Annotated in this window: 17 protein-coding genes and 1 other RNA gene; 11 read left to right on the forward strand and 7 right to left on the reverse strand. The window is 66.7% G+C overall.

Annotated elements, in window-relative coordinates:
• Window positions 1-24 precede the first annotated feature (24 nt).
• From QZ471_RS07210 to QZ471_RS07225, 4 genes are all read left to right on the forward strand, one after another.
• Window positions 25-1,374, forward strand: a complete 1,350-nt coding sequence (locus QZ471_RS07210) for an inorganic triphosphatase (protein WP_295462222.1) — start codon at window positions 25-27, stop codon at window positions 1,372-1,374.
• Window positions 1,375-1,562: 188 nt separating this feature from the next.
• Window positions 1,563-3,344 carry a GspE/PulE family protein gene (locus QZ471_RS07215; RefSeq protein WP_295462224.1) on the forward strand — a complete coding sequence of 594 codons (1,782 nt, stop codon included), beginning with the start codon at window positions 1,563-1,565 and terminating at the stop codon, window positions 3,342-3,344.
• Between the two features lie 42 nt (window positions 3,345-3,386).
• Window positions 3,387-7,736 (forward strand): PAS domain S-box protein, encoded by a 4,350-nt coding sequence (locus tag QZ471_RS07220; protein ID WP_295462226.1) that lies wholly within the window; start codon window positions 3,387-3,389, stop codon window positions 7,734-7,736.
• 70 nt (window positions 7,737-7,806) lie between these two features.
• Window positions 7,807-8,121, forward strand: coding sequence for a DUF2388 domain-containing protein (locus tag QZ471_RS07225; RefSeq protein WP_295462228.1), 315 nt, complete (start codon window positions 7,807-7,809; stop codon window positions 8,119-8,121).
• Window positions 8,122-8,347: 226 nt separating this feature from the next.
• Here the strand turns inward: QZ471_RS07225 and gcvH are convergent, their stop codons facing one another.
• The 3 genes from gcvH to QZ471_RS07240 all read right to left on the reverse strand — a co-directional run bounded on the left by gcvH (window position 8,348) and on the right by QZ471_RS07240 (window position 9,997).
• Window positions 8,348-8,731, reverse strand: a complete 384-nt coding sequence (gene gcvH, locus QZ471_RS07230) for a glycine cleavage system protein GcvH (protein WP_295462230.1) — start codon at window positions 8,729-8,731, stop codon at window positions 8,348-8,350.
• A 34-nt stretch (window positions 8,732-8,765) separates the two neighbouring features.
• Window positions 8,766-8,841: non-coding RNA, sX9 sRNA (locus QZ471_RS07235), on the reverse strand.
• A gap of 112 nt (window positions 8,842-8,953) precedes the next feature.
• The gene (locus QZ471_RS07240; protein WP_295462232.1) at window positions 8,954-9,997 is read right to left on the reverse strand and encodes a glycoside hydrolase family 5 protein; all 1,044 of its coding nucleotides are present in this window, start codon (window positions 9,995-9,997) and stop codon (window positions 8,954-8,956) included.
• 460 nt (window positions 9,998-10,457) lie between these two features.
• Between QZ471_RS07240 and QZ471_RS07245 the strand changes: the two genes are divergently transcribed.
• The 4 genes from QZ471_RS07245 to QZ471_RS07260 all read left to right on the forward strand — a co-directional run bounded on the left by QZ471_RS07245 (window position 10,458) and on the right by QZ471_RS07260 (window position 14,678).
• Complete coding sequence (locus QZ471_RS07245) at window positions 10,458-11,786, forward strand: sorbosone dehydrogenase family protein (RefSeq protein WP_295462234.1); 1,329 nt, start codon at window positions 10,458-10,460, stop codon at window positions 11,784-11,786.
• A 126-nt stretch (window positions 11,787-11,912) separates the two neighbouring features.
• A complete protein-coding gene (locus QZ471_RS07250) occupies window positions 11,913-12,587 on the forward strand; it encodes a response regulator (protein ID WP_059230644.1) in 675 nt (224 codons plus the stop codon).
• Window positions 12,584-13,960 (forward strand): ATP-binding protein, encoded by a 1,377-nt coding sequence (locus QZ471_RS07255; protein WP_295462237.1) that lies wholly within the window; start codon window positions 12,584-12,586, stop codon window positions 13,958-13,960. Before QZ471_RS07250 ends, QZ471_RS07255 begins: the two co-directional genes overlap by 4 nt.
• A 103-nt stretch (window positions 13,961-14,063) precedes the next feature.
• The gene (locus tag QZ471_RS07260; protein ID WP_295462238.1) at window positions 14,064-14,678 is read left to right on the forward strand and encodes a glutathione S-transferase N-terminal domain-containing protein; all 615 of its coding nucleotides are present in this window, start codon (window positions 14,064-14,066) and stop codon (window positions 14,676-14,678) included.
• Window positions 14,679-14,685: 7 nt separating this feature from the next.
• On the opposite strand, the gene QZ471_RS07265 is transcribed toward QZ471_RS07260, so the two are convergent.
• Window positions 14,686-15,954, reverse strand: a complete 1,269-nt coding sequence (locus tag QZ471_RS07265) for an HD-GYP domain-containing protein (RefSeq protein ID WP_295462240.1) — start codon at window positions 15,952-15,954, stop codon at window positions 14,686-14,688.
• 108 nt (window positions 15,955-16,062) lie between these two features.
• Between QZ471_RS07265 and QZ471_RS07270 the strand changes: the two genes are divergently transcribed.
• Together QZ471_RS07270 and mdtD are read left to right on the forward strand one after the other, a co-directional pair.
• On the forward strand, window positions 16,063-16,947 hold the full coding sequence (locus QZ471_RS07270; RefSeq protein ID WP_295462242.1) for an acyltransferase: 885 nt from the start codon (window positions 16,063-16,065) through the stop codon (window positions 16,945-16,947).
• Between the two features lie 75 nt (window positions 16,948-17,022).
• A complete protein-coding gene (mdtD, locus tag QZ471_RS07275; RefSeq protein WP_295462244.1) occupies window positions 17,023-18,456 on the forward strand; it encodes a multidrug transporter subunit MdtD in 1,434 nt (477 codons plus the stop codon).
• Between the two features lie 97 nt (window positions 18,457-18,553).
• Here the strand turns inward: mdtD and QZ471_RS07280 are convergent, their stop codons facing one another.
• Window positions 18,554-18,763 carry a cold-shock protein gene (locus QZ471_RS07280; protein WP_007161279.1) on the reverse strand — a complete coding sequence of 70 codons (210 nt, stop codon included), beginning with the start codon at window positions 18,761-18,763 and terminating at the stop codon, window positions 18,554-18,556.
• Window positions 18,764-19,174: 411 nt separating this feature from the next.
• Between QZ471_RS07280 and QZ471_RS07285 the strand changes: the two genes are divergently transcribed.
• Window positions 19,175-19,867 (forward strand): HAD family hydrolase, encoded by a 693-nt coding sequence (locus tag QZ471_RS07285; protein WP_295462246.1) that lies wholly within the window; start codon window positions 19,175-19,177, stop codon window positions 19,865-19,867.
• A 47-nt stretch (window positions 19,868-19,914) separates the two neighbouring features.
• Here the strand turns inward: QZ471_RS07285 and QZ471_RS07290 are convergent, their stop codons facing one another.
• Window positions 19,915-21,132, reverse strand: coding sequence for an NAD(P)-dependent oxidoreductase (locus QZ471_RS07290; RefSeq protein ID WP_295462394.1), 1,218 nt, complete (start codon window positions 21,130-21,132; stop codon window positions 19,915-19,917).
• A gap of 272 nt (window positions 21,133-21,404) precedes the next feature.
• The gene (locus QZ471_RS07295) at window positions 21,405-22,901 is read right to left on the reverse strand and encodes a lipid II flippase MurJ (RefSeq protein ID WP_295462248.1); all 1,497 of its coding nucleotides are present in this window, start codon (window positions 22,899-22,901) and stop codon (window positions 21,405-21,407) included.
• Between the last annotated feature and the right edge of the window lie 93 nt (window positions 22,902-22,994).

Raw genomic sequence — 22,994 nt, forward strand, 5'->3', positions numbered from 1 at the left:
CTCTTCCGGCGCCAGGATGCTCCAATGGCCAAAGAAACCGAAATCAAGCTGCGCGCCAGTGCGGCGACCCTCGACGCCCTGCGCGCTCATCCCCTGCTCAAGAAGCGTTGCAAGGACGGCTGGCAGCGCCACGAGCTGTCCAATTGCTACTACGACACCGACACCCGTGACCTGGCCCATGCCAAGGTCGCCCTGCGGGTACGCCGTGACGGCGATCGCTACATCCAGACGCTCAAGAGCCGTGGCCAGAGCGTAGCGGGACTGTCCGAGCGCAACGAGTGGGAATGGCCGCTGGCCGACGCCACCCTGGATACCTCGCTGTTCGACGATAGCTGCTGGCCGGCGGAGCTGGCCGAGCTGGACCTGCGCCGCCTGCAGCCGGTGTTCGACACCGATTTCGTCCGCGACGCGGCGGAGATCGCCTGGGGTCGCGGCAAGGCCCGCACCATCATCGAAGTGGCGCTCGACCAGGGCGAGGTGCGCGCGGGCGAACAGCGCGACGCCATCGCCGAAGTGGAGCTGGAATTGCGCCAGGGCGAACCGGCGGCGCTGCTGGAGCTGGCCGAGCAGCTGGCGGCCGAGCTACCCCTGATGCCTTGCGACATCAGCAAGGCCGAGCGCGGCTATCGTCTGCACGATGCCTCGAGCTACACCCTCTACCTACCCGCGCCGGAACTGGACGCCGACACGCCGCTGGACGACGCCGTCGCCCGCCTCGGCTGGCATCTGCTGGCGGGCAGCCAGCGCCTGGCCGAGCAATATCGCTGGAACGGTCACTGGCGTCTGCTGGTGGATTGGGTGCACCAGTTGATCGATCTGCGCGCCCTGCTCGGCAGTCTCGGCCAGGCCGCTCCCCGGGCGACCAGCCGCGACTTGCGCCAGACCCTCGACGAGCTGCTCACCGAGTGGCGCCCGCTGGCCGCGATCGGCCAGGACGACGAGGACGCCCGCCGCCAGGCACCGCAGCGCTTCGCCGCCGAGCTGGAGCAGCCGCGTTGGGGGCTGTTCTCCCTGCGCGCCGCCCGTTGGCTGCATGAGCGCGCCTGGACCCAGGGCCGCACCGGTCGCGGCGAGCGCCAGGGGGCCACCCCTCTCGGCCAGTGGCTGCCGCGGCTGCTGGCCCAGGAGGCCGCCGAGCTGCCGCTGCTGCGCGCCATCACCGAGCCCGAACTCATCCAGCAGCAGTTGCCGCGTCTGGAGCGGATGCAGGTGTGGCTGCACCTGGCACGTGGCGCCCTGGACCTGCCCGAGGCCGACCGCCTGTATGGCGAGTTGGGCAAGCTGGCACCGCTGAGCGCCCATGGCGACCTCGCCGGCGTGGCCGAGCAGGCACGTCTGGTCCATGGCCTGGCGCCCTGGAAAGCCCTGGTCTGAGCCGCCGGACGGCAGGAACGCCAGGCGTTCCGAGCCGTCCATCTTGATGGCATAAGGCCGCGAGCGATTCCTTAAAGTAAAGTCGCTATGCTGGAAGCGACGGCCATCCTGACGGGTACGGCAGGGCGGCCGCCCCCGGTCAATTACCGGGCGTCACCGAGTGCGACCACCTTTAATCAGGAGTCCAGATGTCCGCCATAGCCTCTCCCTCCGCCGACCGCTGGCTCGATCTGAGCGATATTCTGCGCGAGCTGGTCAGCCAGCAGCGGATCGACCAGCAGACCGCCGAACAGTGCCTGCTATTGCGCCGTGGTTCCGCCAATCCGCAGCAGCATCCGCTGGAATTCCTGGCGGCGCAGAGCGTGGACGATCTCGCCCGCCCCGGGCGCAAGCTGGATCTGGACAGCCTGACCCGCTGGCTGGCCGAGTATTCCGGCCAGCCCTTCTACCGCATCGATCCGCTCAAGGTGGACGTGGCCTCGGTCACCCCACTGATGTCCTACGCCTTCGCCCAGCGCAACAAGATCCTCGCCGTGGCGGTGAGCCCCGAAGAGGTGACGGTGGCCAGCGCCCAGCCCTTCGTGCACAGCTGGGAAAGCAACCTCACCCATGTGCTGCAACGCCCGATCAAGCGCGTGGTGGCCAACCCCGCCGACATCACCCGCTACACCCAGGAGTTCTTCCGCCTGGCGCGCTCGGTCACCGGTGCCTCGGCGGTGGAGCAGAAGACCAGCGGCGTCGGCAACTTCGAGCAACTGGTCAACCTGGGTGCCAGCGACAGCGAGCCGGACGCCAACGATGCCCATATCGTCAACATCGTCGACTGGCTGTTCCAGTACGCCTTCCAGCAGCGCGCCAGCGATATCCACGTCGAGCCGCGCCGTGAGCAGGGGGCGGTGCGCTTTCGCATCGACGGCGTGCTGCACACCGTCTACCAGTTCCCCGCCCAGGTCACCCTGGCGGTGGTCAGCCGGATCAAGAACCTCGGGCGCATGAACGTGGCCGAGAAGCGCAAGCCCCAGGACGGCCGGATCAAGACGCGCATGGCCGGCGACAAGGAAGTGGAGCTGCGCCTGTCGACCATGCCCACCGCCTTCGGCGAGAAGCTGGTGATGCGGATCTTCGACCCGGACGTGCTGCTCAAGAGCTTCGACCAGCTCGGCTTCTCCGCCGACGACCTGAAACGCTGGGCCGGCATGACCGGCCAGCCCAACGGCATCATCCTGGTCACCGGCCCCACCGGTTCGGGCAAGACCACCACCCTCTACACCACCCTCAAGCAACTGGCCACGCCCGAGGTGAACGTCTGCACCATTGAAGACCCCATCGAGATGGTGGAGGACGCCTTCAACCAGATGCAGGTGCAGCCCAACATCGAGGTGACCTTCGCCAGTGGCGTGCGGGCGCTGATGCGCCAGGACCCGGACATCATCATGATCGGTGAGATCCGCGACCTGGAGACCGCCGAGATGGCCATCCAGGCGGCGCTGACCGGGCACCTGGTGCTCTCGACCCTGCACACCAATGATGCGCCCAGCTCGGTGAGCCGCCTGATCGAACTGGGGGTGCCCTACTACCTGATCCGCGCCACGGTCCTGGGCGTCATGGCCCAGCGCCTGGTACGGACCCTCTGCCCGGCGTGCAAGACACCCACCGAGCTGGACCCGGCCACCTGGCAGGAACTGACCAAGCCCTGGAATGCGCCGCTGCCCACCGGCGCAATGCAACCGGTAGGCTGTCCGGAGTGCCGCGACACCGGCTACCGGGGCCGCGCCGGGGTGTACGAGATCCTCACCCTCTCGGATAGTCTGCGCGAACTGGTGACGGGCGATACCGACATCACCGCCCTGCGCCGCCAGGCCTTCAAGGAAGGCATGCGCAGCCTGAGATTGTCGGGCGCGCAGAAGATCGCCGCCGGTCTCACTACCGTGGAAGAGGTCTTGCGTGTCACCCCCCAGAGTGAACGTTAGCGCCTGATGAGTGCCCCGCGAGCGGAACAAGGATAGCGAGCCGTGCAGACAACCCTGGTGAACACCCCGGCAGAGGGTGCCGACGAGGCAGCGCTGAGTCGGCGCCGGCTGGAGGCGCTGGCCGCCTATGGCCTGCTCGACGGTGAACCGGACCCGGCACTCGATGACCTGGTGGAGGTGGCCGCCACACTCTGCGAAACCCCCATCGCCGCCGTCAACCTGCTGGGCGAGCACCAGCAGCTGTTCAGGGCCGAGCGCGGGCTGGGTATCGCCACCATGCCGCTGGCGCTGTCCTTCTGCCAGCCGAGGCACGCCGCCGAGGACGCCCGACAGATCGTCGATCTGAGCCAGGATCCCCGCTTCGCCGACAATCCGCTGGTAGCCGATCCGGCAGGCCTGAGGTTCTATGCCGACGCCCCGTTGCGCACCGCCGAAGGCATCTTCCTCGGTAGCCTCTGCGTCTTCGACTGGCAGCCGCGGGAGTTGAGCGCGGCGCGCCTGGAAAGCCTGGAGCGCTTGGCGCGGCAGGTGCTGCGACTGTTCGAGGCGCGCCGCGCGACCCTGCCTCCGGCGCGCCACAGCACCCTGGATGAAACCCACTATCGGGCGCTGATGGACGTCAATCCGCAGATCATCTGGTTCGCCCGCCCCGACGGCACCTTCGAGTACGCCAATCGCTACTGGTACGAATACAGCGGCCTGAGTCCCGAACGCACGGCGGCCGATCCCGATCTCTGGGCCGGCGCCATCCATCCCGAGCAGCGGCAGCAGCTGCTGCGACGCTGGAGCGAGGTCCGCCAACAGCGCGTCGCCGGCAGCCTGGAACTGCAACTGCGCGATGCCCAGGGCCACTATCGCTGGTTCGAAACCCGCACCATGCCCTTCACCAATGCCAGCGGCGAGATCGAGCACTGGGTCGGCGTGGCCCAGGACATCGACAGTCGCAAGCGCGCCGAGACGGCGCTGCAGGAAAGCGAGGCCTTCGCCCACCTGCTGCTCGAATCCACCCACGAAGGCTTCTGCGCCCTGGATCGCGAAGGGCGCACTACCCTGTGTAACCGCGCCTTCCGCCAGATGCTCGGCCTGGCCGAGGATCGCGACGGCCTGGACGAACCCCTGACCACCCGCCTCGGCTCGGCGCGCAGCGAGGACGGCGCCCTGGCGCTGCGTCGCGTGGCCCGCCAGGGCGAGACCCTGCACCTGTCCGCCGACTCCCTGCTGCGCGAAGACGGCAGCCTGCTGCCGGTGGAGTGGCGCGCCCAGCCACTCTGGCGCGACGGCGAGGTGCAGGGCGCCATCTGCACCTTCGTCGACCTCAGCGAGCGCATCCGCAGCCACGACCGCCAGCGCTTTCTGCTGGAGCTGGGCGACCTGCTGCATGGCGTGACCCATACCGGCGAGGTGGCCTCGGTGCTGGGCGACAGCCTCGGCCATTTGCTCGGCGTGCAGCGCATCGGCTATGCCCGAGTCGGTCGCGATGGCAGCCTGATCATCGACAGCGACTGGCTCGCCGGCGGCCGCACGCGCCGCCTCAACCTGCCCAACCTGACGCACTGGCACACCTCGGCGGTGGCTGAATTGCGCCGCGGCATCATCGTCAGCGTGGAAGACAGCGCCCAGGACCAACGCCTCGGCGAGATGCGCGAGCTGCTGCTGGAGCATGGCGTGCGCGCCGGCCTGGTGGTGCCGCTGCTGGCCGAGGAGCAACTGGTGGGGCTGCTGTTCCTCTATGCCGACGCGCCTCGCCCCTGGACCATCGGCGACGTGGCCCTGGTACGCGAGGTAGCCGAGCGTATCCGCATCGTCATCGAGCGCACCGCCGCGGCCGATGCCCTGCGCCTGGCCGAGCAACGCATCGCCCTGGCCATGGACGTCGCCGACCTGGGCGTCTGGGACTACGACATCGACCGCGACCTGATCAGCTGGGACGCCCGCCTGGCCCATCTGGTCGGCGCCCCGGAGCGGCGCCGTAGCCTGCGCGGCGCGGCCCTGCTGCGCGCCCTGCATCCGGCCGACGCGCCGCGGGTGCGCGCCTACGTGAGCGCCGCCATCCAGAGCCAGGGCAGCGGCTATGACCTGCGCCTGACCTTCCGCGTACGCAATCCGCGGCAGGGCGAGCCGGTCTGGCTGAGCATCCGCGGACGCGAGCGCCAGGAGCTGGGGGGGCACCGGCGGCTGCTCGGCATCGCCCGCGACATCACCCGCGAGCGCCAGGATGCCGATCGCATCAGCGAGACCAATCGCCAGCTGCGCCGGCAGATCGAAGAGCGACGCGAAGCCGAAGCCCGTCAGCATGCCCTCCTCGAATTGGGCGACCGCCTGCGCGAAGGCGATCCGGAAACCACCGGGGTGGCCGCCGCCCTGGAGCTGGTAGGCGCCCGCCTCGGCCTGCGCCGGGTCGGTTATGCCCTCTTCGACGAAAGCCGCGGCGCCTTCGTCCCGCAGCAGGTGTGGACTCCCAACGGCAGCTTCGATCAGGCGCTGGCCTATCCGCTGCTCGCCCCCGACAGCCTGGGCAACCAGGACGGCGAGGCGCCGCTGGTCATCGAGGACGTCAGCCAGGACCCCCGTGCCCAGGCCAATGCCCAGCGCCTGCTCGACCTAGAGATCGCCGCCCTGGTAGACATCCCGCTCTACGAGGACGGTCGCCTGCGGGCCCTCTTCGTCGCCCACGACCAGCGCGCCCGGCTGTGGACGGAAGGCGAGGTGCAATTCCTGCGCGACGTCACCGACCGGCTTTGGTCGGCCATTTGCCGGCAGCGCTCCCAGGATGCCCAGCGCGAGAGCGAGGGCCGCTTCCGCCTGATGGCCGACAGCGCTCCCGTGTTGATCTGGGCCTGCGATGCCGAGGGCCAGCTGCAGTTCGTCAACCAGCGCTTCGCCAGCGAGTTCGATCTGCACGATGCCGACCTGCGCGGCCAGGGCTGGAGTGCCCTGCTGCCGGAGGCGGAATGCCCGGCGTTCGAGGGCGTCTTCAACCAGGCCATCGCCACCCACAGTGTCCTGCGCGCCGAGGTACGGGTGCGCAACGCCCAGGGCGAGTGGCGTTGGCTGCGCCTGGAAGGCACACCGCGGCTGGAAATCGACGGCGACTTCCACGGCCTGGTCGGTTGCGGCGTGGATATCACCGAGGCGCGCCAGACCACCGACCAGCTGGAGCAGCGGATCGTCGAGCGTACCCAGGAGCTGGGGCGCAGCCATGCGCGCCTGATCGCCGAGATCTACGAGCGCGAAAGGACCGAGGAAGCGCTGCGCCAGTCGCAGAAGATGGAAGCCATCGGCCAGCTCACCGGCGGCATCGCCCATGACTTCAACAACATGCTCACCGGCATCGTCGGCGCCCTCGACCTGATCCGCCTGCGCATTGCCAACGGCCGTACCCAGGATCTGGATCGCTACATCAACGCCGCGGTCAATTCCGCCGACCGCGCTGCCGCCCTCACCCACCGGCTGCTGGCCTTCGCCCGCCGCCAGACCCTGGATCCGCAACCGGTCGACGTGCACCAGCTGATCCACTCCCTGGAGGATTTGCTGGTGCGCACCGTGGGCGAGAATGTCGCCCTGCGCCTGGACCTGGCCCCGCTGGCCTGGCTCGCCCACAGCGATGCCCACCAGCTGGAGAATGCCCTGCTCAACCTGGTGATCAACGGGCGCGACGCCATGCCGGCAGGCGGCGAGCTATGCATCGCTACCGCCACCCTCAGCCTGGATGCCGAGGCCGCCGCGCGCGAATCCCTGACGCCAGGCGACTACGTGCGCCTGAGCGTGGCCGATACCGGCACCGGCATGCCGCCGGAGGTCAAGGCCAAGGCCTTCGAGCCCTTCTTCACCACCAAGCCGGCCGGCCAGGGCACGGGGCTCGGCCTGTCGATGATCTATGGCTTCGTCAAGCAGTCGGGCGGCACTGCCCGCATCGACACCGAGCAGGGCCAGGGCACCACCATCAGCCTCTATCTGCCACGGCATCCCGAGACTGGGCCGGCAGCCAGCGAGCAAGCGGAGACCAAGACCGCTCCACGCGCCGAAGCCGGCCAGACCGTGCTGGTGGTGGAAGACGAATACGCGGTGCGCATGATAGTGCTGGAGGTGCTCGCCGAACTGGGCTACACCGCGCTGGAGGCCAGCGACGCCGATGGCGCCCTGCCGATCATCGAAAGCGAGCAACGGCTGGACCTGCTCATCAGCGACGTCGGCCTGCCTGGCATGAACGGCCGCCAGCTGGCCGAGGTCGCCCGTGGCCGGCGCCCCGAGCTCAAGGTGCTGTTCATCACCGGTTATGCCAAGAACGCCAAGGTGCGCGGCGAATTCCTCGGCGAGAACATGGACATGCTGATCAAGCCCTTCGACATCGATGCCCTGGCCCGGCGCATCCACAGCATGATCCAAGGCTAGCAGCGGAAGGTTCGGAACTCGTCGGACCTCTTCGCTCTCTAATGGAAACCTCAAGAAGGAGATCTCATCCATGCGCCTGAAGAAGCTTGCTCTGGTTTCCCTGATTGGCCTGCCGCTGCTGGCCGCGACCACCGCCGCCAATGCAGATGCCCGGTTCTGGCGGCATGCCGCGACCCTGGGAGCGACCTCGGGCTCGTTCTATACCACCAGCCGTGACGACCACAAGATCGTCGCCGCCACCCAGGACGATGCCAGCTCCTACCTGGCCAGCAACGGCCAGATCCGCGGTCCTTACCTGGAAGCCGCCCTGCGCGACATGCGCGCCGCCGAGCCGGACCTCAAGGCCAGCGACAGCGACCTGGCCATGCGCATCCTGACCCAGTAAGAGCCCGCTCAAAGTCTGCTGCGCGTCGGCCAAACCGCGTTGAAAATGCCTTCGGAATGCTCATTTACCACTCGTAAACTCCGCTTCCTCAGGCATTTTCGCCTTGTTTGGCTCTAGCTCGCGAGACTTTGAACAGGCTCTAAGGGCAGAGCCAAAAAAGAAACCCCGCCGGCCATGCCGCGCGGGGTTTCTTTTTGAGTGACTGCCCAGCTATCGGGCAGGTCGATCAGCTCTCGCTGGCCTGACGATAGCCGTCGGCGTCCAGCAGCTTGTCCAGCTCGGCCGCATCCTGCGGCTTGAGCTTGAAGAACCAGGCGCCATAGGGCTCGCCGTTGACCTGCTCGGGTGCATCGGCCAGGGCCTCGTTGACGGCGATCACCTCGCCTCCCACTGGCGCATAGATGTCGGATGCGGCCTTGACCGACTCCACCACCCCGGCCTGATCGCCCGCGGCGAGGGTCTTGCCGACTTCCGGCAATTCGATGAACACCACATCGCCCAGGGCCTCCTGGGCATGGTCGGAAATGCCGACGGTGACGCTACCGTCGGCTTCCAGGCGCGCCCATTCGTGGCTGGCGGCGTAACGCAGGTCGGCGGGTATCTGGCTCATGGGGGGTCCTCGGGACTGGCACGGTTGAGAGAGCGGCTAAACAAACGTAGCGAGCGGCTGGCGTGCGGACGCGCGCGGCGCACAGGAACCGCAATGTACAGGCGGTACCTGAGGATTCCGAGCACTGCACGCGCCCGTATGGCGGACGCGCAGTAGTTTGGAAGCCGCTCTAAAGGCGAAGGGTAGCCTGCCAACCCGCAGGACCGCCATCGTCAGCAAGGCTTAATTGGGCCCTATCCGCACGCAGCTGGTGTTGTCGACGTACTTCTTCAACGTCGCCCACTGCGGCCGATCCACGCCGTTGATGGGCTCCACCGCTAGGTTGTAGTCGCCCCAGCCCGGACCGGCGGCCCAGTAGCTGGCCGGGATACAGTTCTGCTTGAGATAGGCCAGCATGTTGTCCATGGCCACCAGCCAGCGCGGATCGTCGTCGGGTACGCCGAATTCGCCGATGTAGCCCTGCTTGCCGTTCTTCTTCAACCAGTCGACGAAGGGCTTGACCCGGTTCACCCCGACCTGGGGATCGAAGCCGCTCATGTCCTTGCTGACGTACTGGCCACCGCCGTCATCGTCGAAATAGACGTGGGCGGAAAAGATCAGCTTGTCCGCCGGATCCTTGAGCGCCAGCAGCGGATCGTTCCACTGTGGCCAACGCGACGCGCTGGACCAGCCGTTGCCCTCGACGATGATCGGATGCACGTTGTCCACGGTACGGATGCCATTGATGCCGTACTGGGCCGCGGTGGGCCAGAAGGCCACGGCGTCGTGGGGCTCGTTCATGATGTCGTAGCCATATAGGGCCGGGTGCTTGCCGAAGCGGTAGGCCAGGCGGTACATCACGTCCCAGTAGTGGTTGTAGGTCACCTGACCGGCGCCGATGACCTCGCCGCGATAGCGGGCGTAGTTGTGCAGATCGAGGATCACCTGCACTCCGTACTTCTGAGCATAGTTGAGGGTCTGGGTGACCAGGGCGCCGTAGTCCGGGTCCAGCATCGAATTCAGCTTGGGCTGGATACGCTCCCAGATGATCGGAAAGCGCACCAACTTGATGCCCTTGGCGCTCCAGTCCTTGAAATGCTGCTCGCTGGGAAAGACGTAGTTGCGGTTGTTCATGCCGGGCAGCACCTGACTGGCGAAGCCGGCCCCGGAGAAGTTGAGACCGACCAGCTCGACCGCCTGGACCGAACCGAACAGCACGCTGGTCAGTGCCAGGGTACCGGCAAGGCGTAGGGAAAAGTGGCGCAAGCGCCGGGTGAGGGATTGCATGACTGCACCTATGGGAAAAAGGACTCCCCGCCCCCGCAAACTAGCGGGCTCTGGCGTGGGCGAGCTCAGGCGGCCGCGTCCTCCTGCGGCGCCGCGTGGCGCGACTTCGTCGTCATTGTTGATGCAGCTATCGGCGCGCGAACTCACGGCTTGAGTTAATTTTTCCCTTGAAAAACAGTCAGTTAACCATGCATTTCGCGTCAGATTACTGGCGTCTCACACCCTGGGACGAGGCAGGTCGGCTAACCTTCTGAATGATCATGGTTTTCTGCGGCAGTTGGTGGTCGAGCGAAACGGTTGCGAACGAGAAGAGACCGAAGTTCCTTTTTTGGTCGACTTGTAACCTTCTGCTACGACCCCGGTCAGGCCCGCACGCCGTTAATGTAGCCGGGTACTACCCGGCGGAACGTTCTATCCAGACCAGGCTCTACCCCTGCAATCCCTTGCGAGAGCCTCTGCCATGACCCTGCACGCCCCCTTCGCCTTTCGTACCCTGGGCCTGACGCTGGCCGCCGGCGCCCTGCTCGGCTGCGGCGAGCACGCCCGGCTGCAGCAGGGGGCCAGTTTCGGCCCAGCGCCGACGCTACCGGAACCGCACCAGACCTTCCTGCCCACGATCAACGTGGCGACGGCGGTGGGCTGGCCACAGGGCGCAACGCCTACCGCGGCGGCCGGCACCCAGGTCAAGGCTTTCGCCAGCGGCCTCGACCATCCGCGCTGGCTCTATGTGCTGCCCAATGGCGACGTGCTGGTGGCGGAAAGCAATGCGCCCAAGCGCGATGGCTTTCCCGGTCTGAAGAACTGGATCGCCGGCCTGTTCATGAAGAAGGCCGGCGCCGGCGTTCCCAGCGCCGATCGCATCACCCTGCTGCGCGACGCGGATGGCGATGGCGTCGCCGAGACCCGTACGGTGTTCGCCGAGCATCTGCACTCGCCCTTCGGTATGGCGCTGGTGGGCAACGACTTCTATGTCGCCAACGCCGACGCCCTGGTGCGCTTAACCTATCGTCCCGGTGCGACGCGCCTGGACGGCCCACCGGTGACGGTCACCGAGCTGCCGGCGGGCATCAACCACCATTGGACCAAGAACGTGATCGCCAGTCGCGACGGCAAGAAGCTCTACCTCACCGTCGGCTCCAACAGCAACGTCGGCGAAAACGGGCTGGATATAGAGCAAGGCCGCGCTGCCATCTGGGAGCTGGATCGGGCCACTGGCGAGAAGCGCCTGTTCGCCACCGGCCTGCGCAACCCCAACGGCCTGGATTGGGAGCCCACCACCGGCAAGCTGTGGACGGTGGTCAACGAACGCGACGAAATCGGCAGCGACCTGGTGCCCGACTACGCCACCTCGGTGCAGGACGGCGGCTTCTATGGCTGGCCCTACAGCTACTGGGGCCAGCATGTCGACAGCCGCGTCCAGCCACCGCGCCCGGACCTGGTCGCCAGGGCGCTCACCCCCGACTATGCCCTGGGTACCCATACCGCTTCCCTGGGCCTGGCCTTCGCCAGCGCCGACACCCAGCTACCGGAAGCCTTCCGCCAGGGCCTGTTCGTCGGTCAGCACGGCTCCTGGAACCGTGACCCCAAGAGCGGCTACAAGGTGATCTTCATACCCTTCCAGGACGGTAAGCCGAGCGGTCCGCCACGCGACCTGCTGAGCGGCTTCCTCAACGCCAAGGAAGAGGCCCAAGGCCGACCGGTCGGTGTGGTCAACGATGGCCGTGGCGCCCTGCTGGTGGCCGACGACGTCGGCAACACCATCTGGCGCGTCAGCGCCCAGCGTCCCTGAAGCAGCCAGCGTTAATCCGTCCTTAAGCGCTCCAACCTAGTCTGAAGCTGACCACCGCAGGTGGTCACCGCTCTTGCCGCGGCAGGCCCGGAGCGGTAAAACCGCACCACCGCCTGGGAAAACGCGATGAGAATACTGCTGGCCGAAGACGACATGCTGCTGGGCGATGGCATCCGCGCCGGCCTGGCCCTGGAAGGCGACACCGTCGACTGGGTCACCGACGGCCAGGCGGCCCAGGCTGCGCTGGAAACCGATCCTTTCGACCTGGTGGTGCTCGACATCGGCCTGCCCCGCCGCTCCGGACTCGAGGTGCTGGCCAGCCTGCGCAAGCGCGGCGATGCCACCCCGGTGCTGATCCTCACCGCCCGCGACAAGGTCACCGACCGGGTCACCGGCCTGGATACCGGCGCCGACGACTACCTGACCAAGCCCTTCGACCTCGACGAATTGCTCGCTCGCGTCCGTGCCCTCACCCGGCGCAGCGCCGGTCGTGCCCAGCCGCAGCTGGAGCACAATGACCTGCGGGTCGATCCGGCCACCCACCGCGTCACCCTCGCCGGCCAGCCGGTCGAACTGGCGCCGCGGGAGTACGCCCTGCTGCGCCTGCTGCTGGAGAACATGGGCAAGGTGCTCTCGCGCAACCGCCTGGAACAGGCGCTCTATGGCTGGGACGGCGACGTTGAGAGCAACGCCATCGAAGTCCATATCCACCACCTCAGACGCAAGCTCGGCAGCAGTCTGATCCGCACCGTCCGCGGCATCGGTTACGGCATCGATCAGCCCGAGCGCCCCCCGGCATGAGCGACAGCCCCGCCGCCTCATTGCGCCGACGGCTGCTGACCCTGCTGCTCTGCGGGATCTTCGCCTGCTGGCTGATCGCGGCGCTGGTCACCTACCAACTGGTCCTGCGCCAGGTGAATCGCCTGGCCGACGAAGACATGCTCGACTTCGGCGCGGCGGCCCTGCACCTGGCCACCCTCAGCGAAGGCAGCGATCACACCCTGCCGCCGGCGGCGCGCACCCTGGAGCGCAGTCGCACGGCCATCGCCGACCTGCCGCTGTTCAAGCGCCGCAATGCCCTGGGCTATCTGCTGCAGGCGGGTGACCAGCGTCTCGGCACCCCGGGTGCACCGCCCGGGCTGACCGAACAACCCCCTGGCTTCAGCAGTCTGACCGCCGATGGACAGCACTGGCGCATCCTGCGTCTGACCAGCGGGGACGGACGCATCTGGATCTACGAGAACCTCGCCGACCGCCGCGGTGCCATCAATCTGCTGCTGCTCGGCTCCCTGTTTCCCCTGGCGCTGGCCCTGCCGGTCCTGGCCGCGCTCATCTGGCTCGGCGTCACCCGCGGCCTCGAACCCCTGCGGCAACTGGCGGCGCAGATCAAGCAGCGCTCCGCCCAGCGCCTGGAACCCCTGCCGCTGACCCGGGTGCCCCAGGAAGCGGCGGTATTGGTCGAGGAAATCAATGCCTTGCTGCAACGCCTCGACGGTGCCCTGGAAGCCGAGCGGCGACTCACCAGCGATGCCGCCCACGAGATTCGCACGCCCCTGGCCAGCCTGCTGACCCACACCCAGGTGGCGCTGAGATCCAGCGATCCCCAGGCCCACGCGCGCGGCCTGGTCCAGGTTCGCCGCAGTGCCGAACGCATCAGTCAACTGATGGAGCAGATCCTGCTGCTGGCCCGGCTGGACAGCGGCGCCCTGCAGGAACAGTTCGTGCCGGTCCAGCTCGGTGCCCTGGCCGCGGATACCCTCTCGGAACTGGCGCCCCTGGCCATCGACAAGAACATCGAGCTGGTCCTCGAAGACCAGGACGTCCGCCTTTGCGGCATCCCCACCTGGCTCGGCGTCCTGCTCACCAACCTGGTCGGCAACGCCATCCGCTACACCCCCAGCGGCGGCCAGGTACTGGTGCGGGTCGCGGCCGGTACGCCCGGCCGGGTGCGGATCGACGTCTGCGACAGCGGTCCGGGCGTTACCGCGGAAGAGCGCGAGATGATCTTCACTCGCTTCTATCGCAGCGAAAGCGCCGGCCAGAACGGCGGCAGCGGTCTCGGCCTGCCCATCGTCAAGCGCATCGTCGAGATCCACGGCGGCGGTCTGCAACTGGGCGAAGGCCTACAGGGGCGCGGCCTGGGCGTCCATATCGACCTGCCCGGCAGCGCCTGAGCGCCCCCTGCTACCGGGCACTTAGACCAAGGCCATCTTTCACCGGTAACCACCGAAGGCTTACAGTGACGGGGTTCGAGTCCGCAACCTGGAGAGCCCGGCCATGTCCATGATCCTGTACCACACCCCCGCCTCGCCCTTCGGTCGCAAAGTCGTGGTCATGCTCCACGAGACGGATCTGATCGAGCAGGTCGAGGTGGAAATCGTCCAGCAGACGCCCCTCAACCCCAATAGAGACGTCATAGATACCAATCCCGCTGGCAAGATCCCCGCCCTGCGCCTGGCCGACGGCACCTGCCTGCACGACAGTCGGGTCATCCTCGACTACCTGGATACCCTGCACGGGCGGGCGCCGCTGATTCCGCGAGAAGGCCCCGCGCGCTGGCGCCGGTTGACCCTGGCCTCGCTGTGCGACGCCATGATGGAAGCTGCCGTACAGATCCGCTACGAAAGCTTCATGCGCCCGCCGGGCATGCAATGGAAACTCTGGCTGGACAACCAGCAGGAAAAGATCGCCCGCGCCCTGGACTACTTCGAACGCGGCGCCATCGGCGAGCTGGAAGGCGAGTTCGACGTGGCCGGGATCGGCATGGCCTGCCTGCTCGGCTACCTGGACTTCCGTATCCCCACCTGGGCCTGGCGCAGCGACTGTCCGCGCATCGCCGCCTGGTACTCGCGCACCGGCGACCGGCCGTCCCTGCAGGCTACTCGTCCCTGAGAGGGCATTAGGCCTGTTGCCAGAGCCGCTCCAGATTGCGAAAACCCCAGTCCTCGGGCAGCTCCCGGCGCAGGATGCGCTCACCCGCGGGCGCCCGGGAGAGATCCAGCAGGCGCTGCGGCAACGGCGTCCGCGAACGGGTAGAGAAGAACACCCGCACCTTGGGCGTCAGCAGATTGTCCGGGTGCTGATCGACGACCACCGCCAACTGCTCGGTGCTCAGGCGCACCAGGGAGCCGATCGGATAGATACCCAGGGTCTTGACGAAGGCCTGGAACACCTGGGGATCGAAATGCCCCTTCCATTCCGCCATGCGCCGGATCGACTCGGCGGGACTCCAGGCCGTCTTGTAGGGGCGGGTCGAGGAGATGGCGTCATAGACATCGCACACCGCCGCGATCCGCGAGAGCAGGCTGATCTGGGTGCCGGCCAGGCCATCGGGATAGCCGCTGCCGTCGAATTTCTCGTGGTGGTGCCGACAGACGTCGATGGTCTCCGCCGAGGCCTGCCATTCCTCCAGCAGGGCGACGCCCTGCTCGGGATGACGCTTCATCACGGCGAATTCCTCGTCGGTCAGGCGGCCCGGCTTGTTGAGCACCTCGGGGGGCGTCAGCAGCTTGCCCACGTCGTGCAGCAGGCCCGCGGTGCCCGCGGCCTGCACCTCGGCGGCCGACAGCCCCATCTGCCGGGCCACCGCGGTCATCAGCGCGCACACCGAGACCGAATGGATGTAGGTGTATTCATCCGCCGTGCGCAAGCGCGTCAGGCTGATCATCGCCGAGGGATGCCGCAGGACCGACGCCGAGATCTGCTCGACCACCGCATCCATCTCGCCCAGGTCGATGGCCTTGCCCAGCCGGGCATCCTGGAACAGGCGCGCCACCTGGTACTTGGCGTGGGTACTGACCTCAGCGGCCTGGACCAGCTCCTGCTGGCAACTGCCCAGACGGACCGCGGCGGACACCTCGACGGAAGGCGCGGCGGCAACGGGAGCGGCTACCGGAGCAGCCGCGGCAACGGCCGGACTCGCGGCGGGCGTCTCCGCCGGCAAGGCCGCGGACTCGGTCGTCGCGACAGGGGCTGCCGAGTAGCAATCGCGGCCCTTGCTGCTGTCGATCCAGACCGCCGTCACCGCACTCTCACGGATCTTGTCCAGGTCGCGCGGGTTCTGCAGCAGGAAGCGGGCCTTCCAGAACGGATGGTCGATCCAGCTTCCTTCGAAGCCATGGATGTACATACCGAGGCAGACCTGGTCACTGGTAATCTTTTTCAGCATGGCGTTCACTTCCGCAGCGTCCAGGCGGCAGCCGCCCGTCGGTGCGATAATGGCAAAACGTCATGTCACGCTAAAGACTATCGCCCCAAGTTCTAGACGAGAGCCTTCATGCACCTCCTCACCGGTATCACCGTCTCCTTCCTGCTCCTGCTCAACACTCTCGTCCTCATCGGTCCGTTGCTGCTGTTCGCGCTGATCAAGCTGCTGCCCATCATGCCGCTGCGCGATTTCTGCTCGCGGCTGGTGATGAACATCGCCGAGGGCTGGGCGGAGATCAACAAGCTGATCTTCGCTCGCCTCACACCAACCGTCTGGGACATCCGCGGCGCCGAGGTGCTGCGTCGGGAGCGCTCCTACCTGGTGATCTGCAACCACCAGTCCTGGGTGGACATCCCCGCGCTGATCGAGACCTTCAATCGCAAGGTGCCCTACTTCAAGTTCTTCCTGAAGAAGGAGCTGATCTGGGTGCCCTTTCTCGGGCTCGCCTGGTGGGGGCTGGACTACCCCTTCATGAAGAGATACACCAAGGCGCAGCTCGCCCGCCGCCCTGAGCTGAAAGGCGCGGACCTCGCCATCACCCGGCGCGCCTGCGAGAAATTCCGCCGCCAGCCGGTGACCATCGTCAACTACCTGGAAGGCACGCGCTTCACCGCCGCCAAGCATGCCGAGCAGGGCTCGCCGTATCGCCACCTGCTCAAGCCCAAGGCCGGCGGCATGGCCTTCGTCCTCGCCGCCATGGGCGACCAGTTGGACACCCTGCTGGACATCACCCTGGTCTATCCCGATGGCCGTGTCCCCGGCTTCTGGGAGCTGATCTGCGGACGGGTGAAACGCGTTATCATCGACATCCGCGCGCGACCGCTGGACCCCGCGCGCTGGGCCGGTGACTACAGCGAAGACGCCGATTTCCGCGCGGACTTCCAGCAGTGGGTCAGCGAGCTCTGGGCCGAAAAGGACCAGCGGATCGAGGCGCTGCTGCAGTCCGCGAAATGACGGTCGGCCCGGGGCACCCTGGCGCCCGCTGGCAGTCAGAGAGCGGGTAGTCGGACGTCTCGACAAGGACCCACCATGCCCACCCCGACCCTGGATTCCACCACGGCCCGCTGGCTCCCCTGGCTGATCGCCGTCGCCTTCTTCATGCAGTCGCTGGATGCGACCATCGTCAACACCGCCCTGCCGCGCATGGCCGCCGACCTCGGCGAGAATCCCTTGCGCATGCAGGGGGTGGTGATCGCCTACCTGCTCACCGTGGCGCTGCTGATCCCAGCCTCGGGCTGGATCTCCGACCGCTTCGGCAGTCGCCGTACCTTCTTCACCGCCATCGCCCTCTTCACCTTCGGCTCGCTGCTTTGCGCCCTGGCGCCCAGCCTCAATCTGCTGATCGCCGCGCGGGTCATCCAGGGCCTGGGCGGCTCGCTGATGCTACCGGTAGGGCGCCTGGTGATCCTGCGGGTCTATCCGCGCAGCGAGCTGGTGCGCATCCTCAGCTTCATCACCATTCCCGGCCTCATCGGCCCCCTGGCGGGCCCGGCACTGGGCGGCTGGCTGGTGGAGGCCGTGTCCTGGCACTGGATCTTCCTGATCAATCTGCCGGTGGGGATTCTCGGCTGTCTGGCCACGCGCCGGCTGCTGCCCGATCTGCACAGCCCGCTGCCGCAACGCTTCGATGGCCTGGGCTTCCTGCTGTTCGGCAGCGCCATGATCCTGATCAGCGTCGCCTTGGAGGGTCTCGGTGAACTGCACCTGCCCCACGTGCGGGTGGTGCTGCTGCTGATGGGCGGCATGGCCTGCATGGTCGCCTACTGGCTGCGCGCCCTGCACCACGACCAGCCGCTGTTCTCACCCGACCTGTTCCGCATCCGCAGCTTCGCGGTGGGCATCTTCGGCAACCTCTTCGCCCGCCTCGGCAGCGGTGCCCTGCCCTTTCTCATCCCGCTGCTGTTCCAGGTAGGGCTGGGCTATCCACCGGCCCAGGCCGGCCTGCTGATGATGCCCCTGGCACTGTCGGCGATGCTGGCCAAGCCCATCGCCGGACCGCTGATCGGGCGCCTCGGCTACCGCCGTCTTTTGGTCGGCAACACCCTGCTGCTGGGCTGCCTGATCGCCAGTCTCGCGCTGCTCGGCCCGTCCACGCCCTTCGTCTGGCTGCTCATCCACCTGGGCATCCTCGGCGCGGTGAATTCCCTGCAGTTCACCGCCATGAACACCATCACCCTCATCGACCTGCACGACCAGCAGGCGGCCAGCGGCAACAGTCTGCTGTCGGTGGTGATGCAACTGGCCATGAGCTTCGGGGTGGCCTGCGCCGCGGCGCTGCTGGGTGGTTTCCAGGACGACTACGGCGACGCCGAGGTGCTCTCCGCCTTCCGCGCCACCTTCATCAGTGTCGGTGTGCTGTCGATGCTGGCCGCCGGGATCTTCCTGCAGGCTTCGCGGGAAACCGGTCGCCGGGTCAAACCCCTGGCCACGGAGCCCGAGAAGAGCGCCCAGAACGTGGAGTGACGAGCGACGAGGCGCCTGGGATGACCATCTCGGGCGCCAGACATGAAAAACCCCGGCCTGGCCGGGGTTTTTCATGAGCTTCGGGCGACGCCAGGTGTCAGATGACCTGTACGTGCTCTGCCTGCATGCCTTTCTGGCCTTGCACGACTTCGAAGCTGACCTTCTGGCCTTCAGCCAGGGTCTTGAAACCTTTGCCTTCGATCGCGCGGAAGTGAACGAACACGTCCGGACCGCTCTCGGGAGTGATGAAGCCGTAGCCTTTGGTTTCGTTGAACCATTTGACGGTGCCGTTCTGACGATTCGACATGACGGGTGTTGCTCCTTGGAATAACGGGTTTGTTATGACAGGTGCTGGCGCGGCAATGCGTTGCATAGACCATCCGCCCGGGACTGAGTTGCAAGGAGTAACAAGAATCGCAGCAAGGGGTGGACATGGATCCTACCGCCTCAGGTCACGATCGACGGCGACCCAAGCAAACACAGTTCTCGAACTCTACGCCATATTTTTCGGGAAAGCGATTACCCTCCAAAGGTCGAATTCGTTTTGCCTGGCAGGCCCCGCCGAGCCTGCTGAAAGGTACTGCCGGGCCCGTTTTCGACCGGGCGGACAGGCCCGCCGCGGCCAGCGAAACGGCCCCTTTTCCAACAGTCCGACCACCCTGGCGAGCGATGCGGGACGCGCTGCCCAGATACTGAAATCCCCCTGCAAGGAATACCGATGACTGTCACCCCTGTGGAACTGCTGATCAGCGACTGCGATGGCGTACTGGTCGACAGCGAAATCCTCGCCGAGCGCGTCGTGCTCGACGGCCTCGCCGCCCATGCGCCCCGTGCCGAGCTGCAAGCCCTGCTGCACGGCACCTTTGGCCTGACGACCCGGGACATCTTCGCCCTGGTCGAGCAACGCTTCGGCATCACCCTGCCGCCGCAGCTGTTCGGCGAGCTGCGCGCCCAGGCCGAAACTCTCATCGCCAGCAGCGTCGAACCCATCCCCGGGGTGAAGCGCGCCCTGGAGAGCCTCGATTTGCCGCTGGCGGTGGCCTCCAACAGCCTCAGGCATAGCGTCGAGGCCTCGGTGCGCCGGGCCGGCTTGGTCGAGCGCGTGGCGGGCCATATCTTCAGCGCCGACATGGTCGAGCGACCCAAGCCGGCGCCCGACGTCTATCTGCTCGCCGCCAGGACGATGGGCGTTGCGCCGGAGCGGTGCCTGGTGATCGAAGACAGCGCCACCGGCGTACGCGCGGCCCTGGCCGCCGGGATGCGGGTCATTGGCTTCACCGGTGCCAGCCATATCCCGCCGAGCCACGGCGAGACCCTGACCAAGCTGGGGGTGACCGCGTTGATCGCCCACATGGACGAACTGCCCGCCACGGTGGCGCGCCTGCGCGCGGCGGCCGACAGCGCCCAATGAAAGAAGGGGCCGCGCGGCCCCTTCTTCGTTTCACTGCACGGCGTGACTCAGGACAGCACCGAGCCAGCGACCTTGGGCAGCGCGGCAACCGGCGCCAGGCTAGCCACGGCATTCCAGGCCGGCTCGCTGAGCTGGGTTTCCAGCACCTGCCGGTGAATCGCCTCGCGATGCTGTTGCAGCACGATGTCCAGCGCGCGGCTGGGCGTCAGTTCGACGTCGTCGAAGGTGACGATCTGGCCAGGCTCCATCGCCCGCTTGAGCACGCTGTGCTTGAGCAGGCCGATCGGCAAGTGGTCCGGGCACTCGGCGATCTTCACCGCTTCGCCGCGCACGCTGTAGCCACCGATACCGCGCTCGATGACCTCGCCCACGGCCATGGGCTTCTTCATGATCGCCGCCACGCTCAGGGTCGGCGTGGGCGAGTTGTTGAGCAGGACCTTGCCGCCGGCGATGACGCGTCTCAGGGTCTTGCCGACTTCCAGGGAGCATAGGTGGAAGGGACGCACCAGCACGTAGTACGGCCCCTTGCCCAGCTTGAAGTACTCGATGGCGCCGGCCTGGTCCTCGTCATGGCGACCGACCACGAAGACGCCGCCCGCGGAGTAGCCGCTGGGGATCACGTAGTCGACGATGGGCTTGCCCAGTTGCTCGGCCATCTGCGCGAGGATGTTGGCGCTGTCCTGCAGGTTGGTCGAGTTCAGGCCTTCCAGGCCCTGGCGGGTGATGGTCGCGCCATAGTGGTTGCCCACCACCACCTGCTCGATCTGCACCTTGGTGCCGTCGGTGAAGGAGGTGGTCTGGTCGACGCTGGTGCCCTGGCGCGCGGACCAGTAGGCCATGTCTTCCGGGGTCGGATTGTGGTTCAGGTAGCCCTTCATGTTGCCGTACACCAGCGGCTTGAAGCCCATCTGCACCGCTTCCTCGTGCAGCGCGGCCAGCGAACCGGGCTGGTCGCCCTCGGCCTCGGTGAGGAAGCCCTTGCCCGCCAGGTAGGAGCCGGTCGTCACCTGCAGCTCAGCATTGATGGTGACCACCTTGATGCCGGCCTCGAAAGCGCGCTCGATGATCTCGGTGCCGTGGTAGGGGTCGCCACTGCATTCCACCAACAGGTCGCACTGGTCGATGAGTTCGTTCACCGACAGGGTCAGCGCCTCGGGCAACGGATAGTCGGTGACCGTGGCGATGGGACGGCGGGTCAGGACGCGGGTGACAGTCATGTCGTCGTAGTGACGGCTGATCAGTCGCGCGAGGCAACGGGAAATCATGCCGGTACCGACGATACCGATGCGGGTGACGGAGGTAGGGGAGGACATAGGATCGATTCCTTTCTAAGAGAATGATGGTGGCGACCAAGGCCACCTTGCGAAGTGCCGACCCCAACTACGTGTCCGATCTCTTGCAAATGGAACAACAGCACTTCCATCAGAAATTCTATTGACTGGGATCACTCTTTCCGTGCGACTCGAAGCCATCTCAAAAATTCATGACTTCGTAGCAATTAGCGACCAATGGCTGCAGATCGCTACTTTTAACTCTTCTAACGAGAGGGTTCGGCACCCTCCGTTCCGCTGACGCCCCGCGCCCAGTAGGCGCGCCGGAACAGATCGCGCTCGCCCAGGGCCAGTAGCAGCAGCACGAACACCAGCATCGCCACGCCGATGCCGACGATCAGCTCCAGCAGGCCGACCGGCTTCGGCAACCAGAGACTCAGGAGAGCCACCGCACTGCCGGCGCCGAACCAGCGCAGCAGCAGGGTCAGGTGCAGGCCACCCAGGGAGTGGCGATACAGCGCCAGCGCCATGAACAGCGCCTGCAGGAAGGCCCCGGTGGTGAAGGAATAGGCCAGGCCCTGGGCGCCGAAGGGTTTGTAGAGGCAGGCATCCAGGGCCACGGTGATCAGCGAACTGGCCAGGGTGGCATAGAGGAAGGTCCGCGCCCGCTGCTGCGATAGCAGCGCCCGGCCCCACAGCAGCGCCAGTCCCATCCACGGCAGGCCCAGGGCATAGGCCACCACCAGAGTGGCGGTCGCCGCGCTCTGCTCGGCACCGAAGGCACCGCGCTCCAGCAGGACCTTGACCACCGGCTCGGCGTAACCGAACAGCACCACCGCGGCCGGCACCAGGAACAGTAGGGTGCCCAGCAGCGCCTTGCGCATCAACGCGGCGTACTTGTCGGCGCTGCCCTCGTTCCAGCTGCGGGTCAGCTCGGGGAAGATCATCGCCAGGATCGACAACGCATAGAGCGTGAGCGGGATGGTGACGATGCGATAGGAGAACGACAGCATAGTGATGTTGCCTTCCGCCAGCAGCGAGGCGAAGAAGCGCTCCGCCAGCATGCAGCCCTGCTGGGCACCGGCGGCGAGCAGCACCGGGGCGAAGGTCAGCGCGAAGGGGCTGCCTTCTGGCTTCTCCATGGCGGCGACCGAGCGCTGGCCAAGGTAGCCCAAACGCCGGTGCTGGATGACGATCAGCAGCACCTGAGGCAGCAGCATGCCGATGAACAGGCTGATGCCACTCGGCTGCAGGATGACGATGGCCAGGATGGCGCCGAGGTTCAGCATCAGCGTCCGGGTCATCGGTAGGATGAAGATACGATCCAGGTTGAGCAGCGCCCCCTGGCAATAGAGGATGGCCTGTACGCAGATCAGCAGGGTGCCGACGGCGAACACCAGCTTGCCCGCCTCGACCTGCTCGTCGCTCCAGCCCGGCGCCAGGGCGTGCATCAGCCAGGGACTGGCCACCACCCCGATCACCGACAGCAGCAGGCCGAACAGGCCGATGCGCCAATACAGCCAGCGGCCCACCTGCTCGTACTGGTTATTGCAGCGGTCGCGGATGCGCTGCAGATAGGGAATCATGGCATCGCGCAGGGCGAGACCGAAGAAGCTTTCGAAGAATACCGGCAGGATCAGCGCGACGAAGATGAGGTCGGCCTCCCAGCTCACCCCGAATTGGCGGGCGATAAGCAGGTCGCGCAGGAACCCCAGCAGGAAGCTGGCGACGGTGATGGCCAGGATGATGACGGTCGAACTCACGCCCGCACCTCGTTGGACAGGTGTCGGCCGAGCGGGGCACAGGGCGAAGAGAAAAGGCGGCTGGGCATGGGCGGTCTCGTTCCGTGAGCCGGA

The sequence above is a fragment of the uncultured Pseudomonas sp. genome, assembly GCF_913774235.1.
Classification (GTDB): Bacteria; Pseudomonadota; Gammaproteobacteria; order Pseudomonadales; family Pseudomonadaceae; genus Chryseomonas.

Bases quoted from the DNA above. Each gene is read 5' to 3' on its own strand.
- QZ471_RS07240 (WP_295462232.1), bottom strand. From the start codon at position 9,997: ATGCAATCCCTCACCCGGCGCTTGCGCCACTTTTCCCTACGCCTTGCC.
- mdtD (WP_295462244.1), top strand. From the start codon at position 17,023: ATGCCCACCCCGACCCTGGATTCCACCACGGCCCGCTGGCTCCCCTGG.
- QZ471_RS07270 (WP_295462242.1), top strand. From the start codon at position 16,063: ATGCACCTCCTCACCGGTATCACCGTCTCCTTCCTGCTCCTGCTCAAC.
- QZ471_RS07280 (WP_007161279.1), bottom strand. From the start codon at position 18,763: ATGTCGAATCGTCAGAACGGCACCGTCAAATGGTTCAACGAAACCAAA.
- QZ471_RS07260 (WP_295462238.1), top strand. From the start codon at position 14,064: ATGTCCATGATCCTGTACCACACCCCCGCCTCGCCCTTCGGTCGCAAA.
- QZ471_RS07250 (WP_059230644.1), top strand. From the start codon at position 11,913: ATGAGAATACTGCTGGCCGAAGACGACATGCTGCTGGGCGATGGCATC.
- QZ471_RS07215 (WP_295462224.1), top strand. From the start codon at position 1,563: ATGTCCGCCATAGCCTCTCCCTCCGCCGACCGCTGGCTCGATCTGAGC.
- QZ471_RS07285 (WP_295462246.1), top strand. From the start codon at position 19,175: ATGACTGTCACCCCTGTGGAACTGCTGATCAGCGACTGCGATGGCGTA.
- QZ471_RS07265 (WP_295462240.1), bottom strand. From the start codon at position 15,954: ATGCTGAAAAAGATTACCAGTGACCAGGTCTGCCTCGGTATGTACATC.
- QZ471_RS07210 (WP_295462222.1), top strand. From the start codon at position 25: ATGGCCAAAGAAACCGAAATCAAGCTGCGCGCCAGTGCGGCGACCCTC.
- QZ471_RS07255 (WP_295462237.1), top strand. From the start codon at position 12,584: ATGAGCGACAGCCCCGCCGCCTCATTGCGCCGACGGCTGCTGACCCTG.
- gcvH (WP_295462230.1), bottom strand. From the start codon at position 8,731: ATGAGCCAGATACCCGCCGACCTGCGTTACGCCGCCAGCCACGAATGG.
- QZ471_RS07225 (WP_295462228.1), top strand. From the start codon at position 7,807: ATGCGCCTGAAGAAGCTTGCTCTGGTTTCCCTGATTGGCCTGCCGCTG.
- QZ471_RS07290 (WP_295462394.1), bottom strand. From the start codon at position 21,132: ATGATTTCCCGTTGCCTCGCGCGACTGATCAGCCGTCACTACGACGAC.
- QZ471_RS07245 (WP_295462234.1), top strand. From the start codon at position 10,458: ATGACCCTGCACGCCCCCTTCGCCTTTCGTACCCTGGGCCTGACGCTG.